The sequence below is a fragment of the Pseudomonas khorasanensis genome, assembly GCF_014268505.2.
GTDB lineage: Bacteria > Pseudomonadota > Gammaproteobacteria > Pseudomonadales > Pseudomonadaceae > Aquipseudomonas > Aquipseudomonas khorasanensis.
Map to the genome: position 1 here is coordinate 55,556 of NZ_JABWQP020000005.1, position 12,911 is coordinate 68,466.

Genomic DNA, 12,911 nt, shown 5'->3' on the forward strand with positions numbered 1-12,911 from the left:
AGGCTTTTCAACGGGGCGCTCATCATAACAGGACGGCCCCGCCCAAGACAGCGGCCGTCATAGGGACGCAAGCCGCCATGCAAGTGAAACACCTGCTGCTGATCGCCATCCTCGCATTGACCGCTGCTTGCTCATCGAAGGAAGTCGTAGACGAAAACCTCAGCGAAGCCGAGCTGTATCAGCAGGCTCAGACTGATCTGGACAACAACAGCTACACCAGCGCCACAGCCAAGCTGAAGGCGCTGGAGTCGCGTTATCCGTTCGGTCGCTACGCCGATCAGGCTCAGCTGGAGTTGATCTACGCCAACTACAAGAACGCCGAGCCGGAAGCTGCCAAGTCCGCCGCCGAGCGTTTCATTCGTTTGCATCCGCAGCATCCGAACGTGGATTACGCGTACTACCTCAAGGGCCTGACCTCGTTCGACCAGGACGTCGGCCTGCTGGCGCGCTTCCTGCCGCTGGACATGACCAAGCGTGACCCGGGCGCCGCACGCGACTCGTACAACGAGTTCGCGCAGCTGACCAGCCGCTACCCGAACAGCCGCTACGCGCCGGACGCCAAGCAGCGCATGATTTATCTGCGCAACCTGCTGGCTGCCTACGAAATCCACGTGGCCGACTACTACCTGACCCGTCAGGCCTACGTCGCTGCCGCCAACCGTGGCCGTTACGTGGTGGAAAACTTCCAGGAAACCCCATCGGTCGGCGACGGCCTGGCGGTCATGACCGAAGCGTACCAGCGTCTGCACCTCGATGATCTGGCCGCCACCAGCCTGGAAACCCTGAAGCTCAACTACCCGGACCACCCAAGCCTGCAGGACGGTCAGTTCGTGCCTCGCGTGGCCGAAGCCGACAACCGTTCGTTCCTGAGCAAGGCTACCTTGGGCCTGATCGAGTCGCGTCCACCCCTGCCGCCGGGCGAAACCCGCGCCAACCAGGACGTGCAGAAGCAATTCCAGGATGCCAAGGACGCCATCCCGAACGAGCTCAAGCCTAAAGACGAAAATGGCGACGTGATCGAAGAGCCGGAGCCGGAATCCACCGACACTGACCGCTCCTGGTTCAGCTACATGACCTTCGGCGTGTTCGACTGATCACACCGGATGGACGAAAAAGGGAGATCTGCGGATCTCCCTTTTTTATTGTCACGATTTAATAGGCTGTGCGCTGATCAGGTCCTTGGCTAAACTGCCGGATCATCCGTCGAAAAGCCGCTCATCATGCTTCGTTTATTGTTCTGGATTGCCCTGATCTTCGCCGCCATCTGGCTTTGGCGTAAATTCAAGGCCCCCGCTTCGTCCACCCAATCGCCGCGCGAACAGGACGCCCCGCCGATGGTGCGTTGCGCCCATTGCGGCGTGCATCTGCCGCGCGACCGCGCATTGGGTGATCAACAACAGTGGTATTGCAGCCAGGCTCATCTTGAGCAAGGCCCCGGTTCCAGTGGTCGCTGAGACCGCTAACGCCGACAGTAAACAGGCTCAGCGTCTGCTGCGCCTTTATCATCTGTACCGTTTAAGCGTCGGCATCACGCTGGTGTTGCTGATCTCCAGCAACATGGACAACCAGCTTCTGACGTCGGCCAACGACGACCTGTTGCGCGGCGGCAGCTGGCTATACCTGATCATCAACATGCTGCTGGTGGTTTTTCTCGAAAACACCCGACGCCCTTCGCAACTGTTCAGTCTGGCGCTCGTCGATGTGCTGCTGTTGTGCGGCCTGTTCTACGCCGCCGGCGGCGTAGCCAGTGCGCTGGGCAATTTGCTGATCGTCTCGGTGGCGATCAGCAACACCCTGCTGCGACGGCGCATCGGCCTGCTGATTGCCGCCATCGGGGCTATCGGCATCGTCGGCCTGAGTTTCCTGCTCAGTTTCAGTCATCCCCTGAGCGCCAACGAATACCTGCAAGCCGGCACCCTCGGCGCGCTGTGCTTTGCCGCCTCGCTGCTGGTGCAGGGGCTGATTCGGCGTCTTGAAGTCAGTGAAACCCTTGCAGAACAGCGCGCCAGCGAAGTGGTGGGCCTGGAAGCGCTGAATGCGCTCATTCTGCAGCGCATGCGCACCGGCATTCTGGTGCTCGACGAGAAGCGTCGGGTACAACTGGCCAACCACAGCGCGCAGACCCTGCTGGGGCAAACTCATTTGCAGGGTCATCTGATCGATGACTACTCACCGGCGCTGGTCGACCGCCTGCAACTGTGGACGAATAACCCGACCTTGCGCCCGCAGAGCCTGAAAATCCCAGGCAATACCCAGGAACTGCAACCGAGTTTCATCGGCCTCGGACAGAGCCCGAATCAGCAGACGCTGGTTTTTCTCGAAGACCTGGCGCAGATCACTCAGCAGGCTCAGCAACTGAAACTCGCCGCGCTCGGGCGTCTGACGGCCGGCATCTCTCACGAAATTCGCAATCCACTGGGTGCGATCAGCCATGCCGCGCAGCTGTTGGCTGAATCCGAGGAACTCGACAGTGCCGATCGGCGTCTGACGCAGATTATTCAAGACCACTGCCAGCGCATGAACCGAGTCATCGAAAACGTCCTGCAATTGTCCCGCCGCCAGCAGAGCGCACCGCAACGGCTGGATCTCAAGCCGTGGCTGGAAAATTTCGTCGCTGAAATCCGCGAGCAGGCGACCGAGCGCCAACAGATTCATCTGCGCATCAATTCGGGGGATTTCACCACCCTGATGGACCCCAACCAGCTCAGGCAGATTCTCGACAATCTGATCCGCAACGCCTGGCGCCACAGCGCCCAACTACATGATCAGGCCGAGGTCTGGCTGGCACTGTTCATCGACCCCGACAGCCAGTTGGCGGTGCTGGAAGTGCAGGACAACGGCCCGGGCGTTTCGGCCGATGAGCAGGCGCATCTATTCGAACCGTTCTTCACCACCAGCAACCAGGGCACCGGCCTTGGCCTTTATCTGTCCCGTGAGCTGTGCGAAAGCAATCAGGCACGCCTAGACTTCAAACCACGCCAAGGCGGCGGCTGCTTTCGCATCACCTTTGCTCACGGACGGAAACAAAGTTGAATACAAGCCCACGGCAAAAAATTCTAATCGTCGACGACGAACCGGATATCCGCGAGCTCCTGGAAATTACCTTGGGGCGGATGAAACTCGATACGTTCAGCGCACGTAATCTGGGCGAGGCCCAGGCGCTGTTGCAGCGCGAGCACTTTGACCTGTGCCTAACCGACATGCGCCTGCCCGACGGCACCGGGCTGGAGTTGGTCCAGCACATCCAGCAACGCGCTCCCCACCTGCCGGTGGCGATGATCACCGCGTATGGAAGTCTCGAAACGGCAATCAATGCACTGAAGGCCGGGGCGTTCGACTTTCTCACCAAACCGGTGGAGCTGCCGCGATTACGCGAGCTGGTCAGCGCAGCCTTGCGCATGCCGACGGCGGGCGGCTTGAGCACCGCCATCGAGCGACGGCTGTTGGGCGATTCGCAACCGATGGCGAATTTGCGCAGGCAGATCGACAAGCTGGCGCGCAGCCAGGCGCCGGTGTATATCAGCGGCGAGTCGGGCAGCGGCAAGGAGCTGGTCGCAAGACTGATCCACGAACAGGGCGCCCGCGCGAGCCAGCCGTTTGTCCCGGTGAACTGCGGCGCCATCCCGTCCGAGCTGATGGAAAGCGAGTTCTTCGGCCACCGCAAAGGCAGCTTCACCGGCGCCGTCGAAGACAAGCCGGGGCTGTTCCAGGCGGCGCAGGGCGGCACGCTGTTTCTTGATGAAGTGGCGGATCTGCCGCTGTCAATGCAGGTGAAGCTGCTGCGCGCGATTCAGGAAAAAGCCGTGCGCAGCGTGGGCGGTCAACTCGAAACCGTGGTTGACGTACGCATCCTCTGTGCCACGCACAAAGACCTCGAGGCCGAGGTCGCTGCCGGGCGTTTTCGTCAGGATTTGTATTACCGGCTCAATGTCATCGAATTGCGCGTGCCTTCCCTGCGCGAGCGCCGCGATGACATCGAAACACTGGCGACGCACGTGCTCAGACGCCTGGCCAAAGACACTGGGCAGCCCGAAGCGCGCCTGCATCCGCAGGCGTTGGAGGCACTGAAGAATTATCGCTTTCCGGGCAACGTGCGCGAACTGGAGAATGTACTCGAGCGCGCGCATACCCTGTGTGAAAACCGCGCGATCGACGCGCAGGACCTGCGCTTGAGCGAGGGCCACTGCGCGGTGGATGGCGCGGCTGCCGACCTGACGCAGATCGATAATCTTGAGGATTATCTGGAGAGCGTCGAGCGCAAGCTGATCCTGCAGGCCCTGGAGGAAACCCGCTGGAACCGCACGGCGGCGGCGCAGCGGTTGAGTCTTTCGTTCCGGTCGATGCGGTATCGGCTGAAGAAGTTGGGTTTGGATTGAAGAGCCCTATCGCGAGCAGGCTCACTCCCACGTTCGGAATGATCAACCCCTGTGGGAGCGAGCCTGCTCGCGAAAGCGGTTTAGCGAGTATCAATGAAGATCTGGCTGGGTCCGACCCGCAGGCTCATACGGCAGCGGATCAATAATCGGCGTCCTGCCCAGCATCACATCGGCAAACAACTGACACGACGCAGGTGCCAGCACCAGCCCGTTACGGTAATGCCCGCAGTTCAACCACAAACCTTCGAACCCCGGCACCCGCCCGATATACGGAACCCCTTCCGGCGACCCCGGACGCAAGCCGGCCCAATGCCCGACCACTTCAGCATCCGCCAGTGCCGGCAACAATTCGATCGCCGAAGCCTTGAGGCTTGCCAGTGCCACGTCGGTCGGGGTCTTGTCGTAGCCTTCATGCTCAAGCGTGCTACCGATCAGGATATGGCCGTCGCGACGCGGAATCGCATAACGCCCTTTCGCCAATACCATGCTCGGCAGGAAGTCAGCCGCGCACTTGTACAGAATCATCTGGCCCTTGACTGGTTCGACCGGCAGCGTCAGGTCCAGAGTTTTGAGCAGATCACCGCTCCACGCGCCCGCCGTCAGCACAACCTGATCGCCCTTGATCACACCCGTGCCGGTTTGCACGCCTACCACGCGCTGACCTTCACGCAGGAATCCACTGACCTCGCATTGCTCGTGAATCGTCACGTTCGGCAGCGCCAGCAGTGCCGCTTTCAGCGACTTGACCAGCCGTGGATTGCGTACATTCGCCACATCAGCCATGTAGATCGCCCGGGAAAACCCACCGCCGAGCACCGGCACCGCGTCATGCGCTGCCGAGATATCCACAGCCCGCAGCGGCCTATTTTCCCGTTCGGCCCAGGCCAGCGCCTCCACTTCATCGTCCAGATCCAGCCAGTAAAGGCCGGTGGTGTGCACTTGCGGATCAACCCCTGTATCGGCAAACAAGCGCGCGCCAAGCTGTGGATAAAAATCCTGCGACCAATGGGCCAGCGCGGTAACTGCAGGGCTGTAGCGCCACGGGTACAGCGGCGAGACAATTCCACCGCCTGCCCAGGACGACTCCTGGCCGACATTGGACCGATCCAGCAGCACCACGCTGCCCACTTCGGAGGCTAGGTTGTAGGCAGTCAGCAGGCCAATCACCCCGCCACCGACAATCACCACTTGCTGTTGCCTGGTCATGTTTGATCCAACCGTGAATAAGACAGTGGGCGCTAAAGGCGCCGGAAAAAGAGTGCGTCAGCGGCCCCAGCAATCCTTCGCGGTCACTCCGGTGGTCGCGTTGTTCATGCTTCGCACGCCGGTGTTGGTCAGGGTGAAATCCCCGCACTTGTCGGTCGCCATGGCCGTGCCCGTTTTACGGGTCGCAGTCAGCAGGAAGGTCTGGTCAGTCAGCGTTGGGGTAATGGTGTAGAAATCATTGCCTGCGCTCAGCCCGGTGACGCCGGTGTAGACATTGTTTCGCGTATAGAAACGTTCGAGGGTTTGCGCCTGCTCCGAGAGCAGTGACACCACTTCAGCACGGCGACCTTTTTTTACGTATTCGTTGTAGCTGGGAACGCTGATGGTGAGGATGATCCCGATAATCGCAATCACGATCATGATCTCGATCAGGGTAAAACCTCGGCTGGATCTGCGCATGCCTCACTCTCTCGCTTACTGAATTTGTCGCCACATGATACGACGGCTGCCGCCGCCGGCTTTCTCTACCAGCGTGGTCACGCCGCCACTGGAGTCGTTGACGATTTTGCGTGTTGCTTCTTTGACGATGGCGTTCAGGGTGGGTATGCCACCCGTGAACACCACGCCACTGGATATTGTGTCGTTGCTGTCGACCACGCCATCGGCGTTGGTGTCGAGCACCGCATAGTTGAGCATCTTACCGCTGAATGCCTCGAGTTCGATCAGTTTGCCGGTGCCGAAACTGGAACACGGGTCCGTGGTATCGACGCTCGCCGTGGTGAAAATGATCCGCCCGAGCACGAGGCTGGCCTGATTGATCACTCGCTCACCCGTCAGCGCGTTGTTATACACCAATGGCAGGTACCAGCCCTTCTCCCCCGGATACGTTGTGTCATTTTGCGTTGTGGTCACAAATTGCCCGGAGCTGCCGGAGAACACACCGGTAATGGCTTGCGGCTGCAAACTGCTGACGGTTATCTGCCCCGAGCCACCCTCGGCATCCCACACCGAATAGAACGCTTGCGAATCCTTGTTGGTCTTGTCGGCGGTTTCGTTGAATTTACCGGTGCCAATGAAAATCTGTTTGCCTCCCTGCGGGTTATCCGCCAGCAGCGGTTGCGCGGTGATCGGCTGAGTTGCCCCACCCACCGTGGTGAACAACGGTCTGCCGGAAAATGCTACGCCCCAGCTGTCCGCCGCCGTGGCACTGAGGTCGAACTTCCAGAGCCGGCCATTCAGATCGCCGCCATAGGCCGCCTGCACCACGTTCTGCGAATTGACTCGCAGCTTCACCGAAGACAAGCCATTGCCGGTTTCCGTGCTGTCGACAACGATCTTCCTGATCAGGGAGCCGTCGCGCACATCCAGCACATACAACGCCGCCACACCGGAGTTACTGCCGAAGCCGTTGGCAATGAACGCCGCCCAACGACCATCGGCCAAGCGTGCCACTTCCGGACGAGCGTACGCATAACCCAGATCATTAAAAGCGTTGCCGGTGCTTGCAGTGGCAGGCGCGCTGACTTCCCACAGGGCGCGTGTCACGTTCCCCGCCGAAGCGTCGAATAGCTGCAACGCATAAAAGGTCTTGCCGCCGGCCCCGGTGCCACCGATGGCCAGGGTTTTCCACGCGCCGCTGATCTGCGCGTCATATACGCCAACCTGTCCATCCACCAGAAACTTGTGGCTGACACCGTTTACGTAGTTAGGATCGGCAATGAACCGAAGTGACGGGAGCACACTCGACGGCATGTAGGCGTAACGGCGAGTCCCGTTGGCCGTGTTGATGACGCTGACGAAGCCATCGTTGGCATTCACCACCAGACTGGCATTCATGTTGGCCGCTTTGGTGGCCAGATAGGTGCTGTAGGTGGTGTCACCCGACAGGTCGGATGCGGTTTGCTCCGTTGGAGAGGCGAGCACCAGCGGCGAATTGATGATGTCGCCCAGCAATACGCTGCGCACCTTCAGGCCGGCCTTGTTGGTGCCTTTGCTCCATTCCACCAGATCGGTGCCAGTCATGCCGGTGGGCAAGCCCTGGCTGAGCGTGGCCTGCTGAGGGACGGAAAAGTTGCCGAAGGACAGGTTGACTGCCGCGTTGTTCGCTGTGTTCCAGGACTGGAATGTCGGCGCGGTAGCGCCGGGGACAATCGTGGTATCGGTGGTCCACAGGGTGGCCGAGGTATTCACCGCGCCGGCTGACGTGAAGCCGAACGACTTTATCGTCCCGCGCCAATCCCTCGGATCGTAACTGGTCTGGAAATAGCTGGTGCCACTGGCCAACGTGGTGCCGCTGGAAACACCGCCGCCGCCGGAGCCAGCCTTGGACGTGATATCGCTCAATGCCGACGATAACGCGGCATTGAGTCCCGAGCTGTCGGTCGCCTGGTAATACCTGCCCTGACCGTAGCTGGCGGCGTCGGACAACATGTCGTTACTCGCCGCAAAACCCACGGTATAGGTGTTCATGTTCTGCCGGGGAAAATCCACGGCGTTCCAGCTTTTGCCTGCCGCGTCGGTGCCGGTCGAGCGCATGTCGATATCGAAGGCGAACTTGGCGATGTCATCCAGATACAGCGTGTCGCCTTCGCCATCACCGCTGGGGTTGTCGCCGTCATTATTGACGCCGTCCCAGTTCGGCAATCGGCTGCCGCCCAGCGGGTCGTTGGTCGGGAAGGTACGGTCGTAGGTGGGCAAGCCGTCGGTAATCACCACGCCGTAGTTTTTCTGGCAGCGGTACTGGATCGGGCTCGTGTAGGTGGCCGGCGTGCCGTTGTAGTAAGGCGTCAGGCCGCGCATGTAGCGAGTGACTTCGTAATAGGTCTCGGCCAGCGGTGTATTGGCCACGGCGTTCAAGCCGTTTATCGATGAGATCAGCGCGTTGTAGTTGGTGTCTGCCTGGGCCTGGGTGACGCTGCCCGCGACGGGTGACAAATCGGTGATCGAGCGAGCGATAAACCCGCCGTTACCCGGGTTGCTGCTGGTAGCCGGATTGAACGTCGACAGGCCCATGCGCAAGGTGCGGTTGCTGCTCACCAGTGCAGTGGAAACGTTGCGCGCCACGTTCATCCTGTAATCGTTGGGGATCGCCCCGGTGGTGAAGTCGCGGGTGCCGTTGCTGTTAGCCAGGCCGACAATGTAGGAAATGTAATCAGCGGAATAACGGGTGTTCTCGTTGCCTACGGGGTCTGGAAGCTTCAGGCACAACGGCGCCACGCTGTTGTTGTAGAACGCATAGGCGCCACCCGAGCACCCGGAGGTCGGCAGGCTCGATAGAAACACGGTGTCGCCGGTTATCTGCGGAGCATTGAGCGCTGAGCACAATCCGAGGAAAGCATTGCACTGCCGGGCGGGTGTGCGGTTGACGTTCGGGTCGAATCCGGCGGCGTAAATGATGCTGTTCATACTTCCAGAATCGTCGATCAGCAGCATCACGTTTGGCGCCACCGCTGCCGCGCTCAACAACGGCGAATCGGACGGCGTGAACGCCCAGGCCGGCGCTGCCAGATACAAACTCATCAGCATGCCGATCAACAGTGATCCGCAGCGCTCAATACTTCGCATAGACACTCTCCACCACGCTACGCGAATTGCCGGCGATGCCGACTGCGGTCACTCGATACAAGGTTGCCGAGGTGTTGCTCGGCACGTTCACCGCAGTGAGTGTCGTGCCGATGTTCTGCACCCCATAAAAGCCGTTGCCGGCGGCGACCCAGGTCACGCCTGAGGTCGAGTTGAAACCTGCTGAATTGACCACTGAGGATTCCGCCGGCGGCGCACACTGCGTTGTGCCGCTGCACACCGCCAGCGCATAGCTATCCAGTTGCACCGCGCTTTCACCGACACGCAACGCCGCTTCGGCCGTCTGGAAAGACTGGTTGCGCAGGCTGACGCTGCCGGCCATTTTTTCCTGCAGGTTGGCGCTTTGCATGGACGACAAACCAATCAGCGTCAGCAACAGAAGAAACACCAGACTGACCAGCAATACCATGCCGCGCTGCGTCTGACGTTGATGCAAGCAAATCCTCATCGCCACCCCCGTCACGGCAAGCGGTTGCGCAACGCCGCAACCACGTTGAAGGTTTGATTGCGCACCCGATTGTTCGGGTCGGTGAGGGTCAGGCTCAGGCGCACACTACGGATGCGGGCCGGATCGCCGGGGTTGCTGCTGTAAGTGGAAGCCGCCACGTCGGTAGCGGAGCTCGCCAGGCCGAACGTTACGTTGAATGCGCTGACATTGTTAACCAGCACCTGTTGGGCCGGGTTACCGCTACCGGTGCCCATCAGAATCTGGTTATTGCTGAAGCTGTAGAGCAAGCGACGGATCGGAAAGGCAATCTGCCCCGTCGTCGGGCTGCGCAAGCCGCTGTAGGCGACCGCGCTGTTGCGACAATCGGAGATCACCGTCCAGGTCGGCGTACCGCCACCGCTGCCGATATCGGCAGTGACCAGGGTGAGCTTGAGACTGGCGTTATCCCAGCTGATCGGTGTGACCTGCGCCGCTTTGAAATCCCCCGTAGAGCTCGAATCGACGATGGTACCAAGGCAACCGAACATGCCGACCATGCGGATTTCCTGGATCATCTTGCTGAGGACGAAACGTGCGTCTTCCTGCATCGCGGCAGCGCTGTTCTGGCTGACATAGGTGTTCTTCGCCGCGATGAATATCTGCACCACTGCGAGCACCACGATCAGCCCCAGCGCGAGGGCGATCAGGAGTTCGATCAGACCGAAACCACGACTGGAACGCCTCATGGAGTGGACACCGGATCGACCGCTGCCCGGCTGGTCAGCACGAAACTGCGCTGGGCAATGGTGGTGTTGGCAGCGCGGGCATCGCTCCAGGTAATGGTGATTGTATAAACGCGTTGGTTGAGGGCGATGCTACCCGTCGCGGTCGGGCCACCGAAATTGACGATGTTGGTTGCGAAGTCGTAGAGATCCTGATCCCGTGCCACGTTCAGGTTGCCGGAGGTCGGCGGCGTAACCGTGTAGTCGGCCCCGGAGTTGGCGCGAATGCGGTCCATCATGTCGTAGGCAATGAAACTGGCCTGACTGGTCATTCGCGAACTGTCGGTGTATTTCAGCGCATTGAGTTGCACCGCCGCCGCGCCCAGCAGCCCGACGGTCAGAATCAGCAACGCGACCAGTACTTCGATCAGCGTCATGCCCTCCTGTGCGATTTTGCTCCCTGCCCTCATCCGCAATTTCCACCCAGTTGAATGCGTCCGTTCAAACACACGTTCAGCGTCCTGCTTTGCGTGCCCAGCGTGTAACCGATGGCCACCGCCGTCGACGGTGCCGCCAGACCGCCCAGATTGTTGAAATCCAGTGCGGTCACTCCTGAGGGTAGCGTCAGAGTCGCGCCGCTGCTCATCGCTGGAACAACCCGCAACACATTGGCTGGATTGCCAGTGCTGTCGTAAACCGCCAGTTCACCCGTCCAGCCATTGCCGCCAGCGGTCGGGCGCAGTCGTGTCGTCACTCCACGGTTGATGGCTTCGAGGCGAGCAAAATTGATGGCTCGCTGCAGATCACCCATTTCGGTATCCGCCTTGCTGCTTTGAATCGTACGGGTAAAGGCCGGCACCGCCAGCGTGATCAGCACCAGGAACACCGCGATGGCGACCAGCAACTCGACCAGCGTGAAACCTTTTGTACGAAGATCCATCGGTGCCCTCCGTTGCCGTCGGCTATACCTGCTTTTACACGCTAGAACATTCAACCGGCCCACGCCGACTGATTTGCTCTGCCCGGCGCACGGATTGCGCCGCCCGCACCATTCCACGGAGGGATTTTTCATGCCGCAACACGGTTTCAGCCTGATTGAACTGCTTATGGGACTGGCGATTGCCGCAATTGTTCTGCTGCTGGTCAGCCCGGCGTTCGCCGCGCTCAAGCAAGCGACTCAACGCGACCACGCGGTGCAGTCGCTGCTCGAAGGTATCCGCCACGCTCGCACACTGGCCATGACGCACAATCAGAGCGTGGTGATCCATGGCATCGGCGGTGACTGGAGTCAGGGATGGCGGATCATTCTGGATCTCAACGGCAAGGGGCCGGAGGACAGCAGCAATCCGCTGCTGGTTGAACGCGCCAGTGAGGCGAAGGTGCCGATCGTCGGCAATTGGTGGGTGAGTCGTTATGTGCGGTTCAGTCATCTGGGGCAACCGCTGATGCCGGGACGGCGATTTCAGGCGGGGACGTTACACATCTGCTCGCCGCGCGAACCGGTCAGCCAACGCCAGATCGTGCTGGCGGCAACCGGTCGCGTGCGCCTTACCCATCAGGAGACTGAGCAGGCGCTGTGCGGCAAAAGCAAAAACGTCAGATCGAACGGACGCGCAGCTCTTTCGGCATCGAAAACGTGATGTTCTCTTCGCGGCCAGACAGCTCATCGGCACCGGTCGCGCCCCAGGCCTGCAATTGCTGGATCACGCCGCGCACCAGCACTTCCGGCGCGGAGGCACCGGCGGTGATACCGATACGCTGTACACCGTCGAACCAACTCTTTTCCAGGTCCTCGGCGCCATCGATCAGGTAGGCCGGAGTCGCCATGCGTTCAGCCAGTTCACGCAGACGATTGGAGTTGGAGCTGTTCGGGCTGCCGACCACCAGCACGACGTCACACTCGTCGGCCAGTTGCTTGACGGCATCCTGACGGTTTTGCGTGGCGTAGCAAATATCGTCCTTGCGCGGACCACCGATGGCCGGGAAGCGAGTGCGCAGAGCATCAATAACGCGGCTGGTGTCGTCCATGGACAGGGTAGTCTGTGTGACGAAGGCAAGTTTTTCAGGGTTACGCACCTGCAATTCGGCCACGTCTTTCTCGTCTTCGACGAGGTAGATCGTGCCGCCATTGCTGGCATCGTATTGGCCCATGGTGCCTTCGACTTCCGGGTGACCGGCGTGGCCGATCAGGATGCACTCACGGCCGTCGCGGCTGTATTTCGCGACTTCGATGTGCACCTTGGTCACCAGCGGGCAGGTCGCGTCGAACACTTTCAGGCCACGCCCCGCCGCCTCGTTGCGCACGGCTTGAGAAACGCCGTGGGCGCTGAAGATCACGATCACGTCATCGGGAACCTGATCGAGCTCCTCGACGAAAATCGCGCCACGGCTGCGCAGGTCTTCAACGACGAACTTGTTGTGCACCACTTCGTGACGCACATAAATCGGCGGCCCGAAGACTTCCAGGGCGCGGTTGACGATTTCGATCGCCCGGTCCACACCGGCGCAGAAGCCACGGGGATTGGCGAGTTTGATTTGCATGCTGTGCCTCGTGTCTTGCGCGCGAAAACAATGGAAAACAGACTGTGGGAGCGAGCC

Annotated in this window: 13 protein-coding genes; 5 read left to right on the forward strand and 8 right to left on the reverse strand. The window is 60.4% G+C overall.

The window, feature by feature from the left end:
- The first annotated feature begins 77 nt into the window (after positions 1-77).
- The 4 genes from HU727_RS13500 (at position 78) to HU727_RS13515 (ending at position 4,376) form a co-directional block, all read left to right on the forward strand.
- Positions 78-1,094 (forward strand): outer membrane protein assembly factor BamD, encoded by a 1,017-nt coding sequence (locus HU727_RS13500; RefSeq protein ID WP_186532466.1) that lies wholly within the window; start codon positions 78-80, stop codon positions 1,092-1,094.
- A gap of 126 nt (positions 1,095-1,220) precedes the next feature.
- The gene (locus tag HU727_RS13505) at positions 1,221-1,454 is read left to right on the forward strand and encodes a PP0621 family protein (RefSeq protein ID WP_186532465.1); all 234 of its coding nucleotides are present in this window, start codon (positions 1,221-1,223) and stop codon (positions 1,452-1,454) included.
- Positions 1,444-3,033, forward strand: coding sequence for a sensor histidine kinase (locus HU727_RS13510; protein WP_186532516.1), 1,590 nt, complete (start codon positions 1,444-1,446; stop codon positions 3,031-3,033). The genes HU727_RS13505 and HU727_RS13510 overlap by 11 nt, the downstream gene beginning before the upstream one ends.
- Entirely contained in the window at positions 3,030-4,376 is a 1,347-nt protein-coding gene (locus HU727_RS13515) for a sigma-54-dependent transcriptional regulator (RefSeq protein ID WP_186532464.1), read from the forward strand. The genes HU727_RS13510 and HU727_RS13515 overlap by 4 nt, the downstream gene beginning before the upstream one ends.
- 90 nt (positions 4,377-4,466) lie before the next feature.
- Here the strand turns inward: HU727_RS13515 and thiO are convergent, their stop codons facing one another.
- From thiO to HU727_RS13550, 7 genes are read right to left on the reverse strand one after another with little or no spacing between them, the layout of a single operon-like run.
- Positions 4,467-5,582 carry a glycine oxidase ThiO gene (gene thiO, locus HU727_RS13520; RefSeq protein WP_186532463.1) on the reverse strand — a complete coding sequence of 372 codons (1,116 nt, stop codon included), beginning with the start codon at positions 5,580-5,582 and terminating at the stop codon, positions 4,467-4,469.
- 57 nt (positions 5,583-5,639) lie between these two features.
- The gene (locus HU727_RS13525) at positions 5,640-6,041 is read right to left on the reverse strand and encodes a type IV pilin protein (RefSeq protein WP_186532462.1); all 402 of its coding nucleotides are present in this window, start codon (positions 6,039-6,041) and stop codon (positions 5,640-5,642) included.
- A gap of 15 nt (positions 6,042-6,056) precedes the next feature.
- The gene (locus HU727_RS13530) at positions 6,057-9,146 is read right to left on the reverse strand and encodes a pilus assembly protein (protein ID WP_186532461.1); all 3,090 of its coding nucleotides are present in this window, start codon (positions 9,144-9,146) and stop codon (positions 6,057-6,059) included.
- Positions 9,133-9,612: a pilus assembly PilX family protein gene (locus tag HU727_RS13535; protein WP_186532460.1), complete on the reverse strand. Its 480-nt coding sequence runs from the start codon at positions 9,610-9,612 to the stop codon at positions 9,133-9,135. Before HU727_RS13535 ends, HU727_RS13530 begins: the two co-directional genes overlap by 14 nt.
- 11 nt (positions 9,613-9,623) lie before the next feature.
- Positions 9,624-10,337, reverse strand: coding sequence for a PilW family protein (locus HU727_RS13540; RefSeq protein WP_186532459.1), 714 nt, complete (start codon positions 10,335-10,337; stop codon positions 9,624-9,626).
- Positions 10,334-10,783, reverse strand: coding sequence for a type IV pilus modification protein PilV (pilV, locus tag HU727_RS13545; protein ID WP_186532458.1), 450 nt, complete (start codon positions 10,781-10,783; stop codon positions 10,334-10,336). The genes HU727_RS13540 and pilV overlap by 4 nt, the downstream gene beginning before the upstream one ends.
- Positions 10,780-11,253 carry a GspH/FimT family pseudopilin gene (locus HU727_RS13550; protein WP_186532457.1) on the reverse strand — a complete coding sequence of 158 codons (474 nt, stop codon included), beginning with the start codon at positions 11,251-11,253 and terminating at the stop codon, positions 10,780-10,782. The genes pilV and HU727_RS13550 overlap by 4 nt, the downstream gene beginning before the upstream one ends.
- A gap of 130 nt (positions 11,254-11,383) precedes the next feature.
- On the opposite strand from HU727_RS13550, the gene HU727_RS13555 reads away from it, so the two are divergent.
- Positions 11,384-11,953 (forward strand): GspH/FimT family pseudopilin, encoded by a 570-nt coding sequence (locus tag HU727_RS13555; protein WP_186532456.1) that lies wholly within the window; start codon positions 11,384-11,386, stop codon positions 11,951-11,953.
- Here the strand turns inward: HU727_RS13555 and ispH are convergent.
- Positions 11,910-12,854 (reverse strand): 4-hydroxy-3-methylbut-2-enyl diphosphate reductase, encoded by a 945-nt coding sequence (gene ispH, locus HU727_RS13560; protein WP_186532455.1) that lies wholly within the window; start codon positions 12,852-12,854, stop codon positions 11,910-11,912. The two genes, HU727_RS13555 and ispH, sit on opposite strands and share 44 nt — an antisense overlap.
- Positions 12,855-12,911 lie beyond the last annotated feature (57 nt).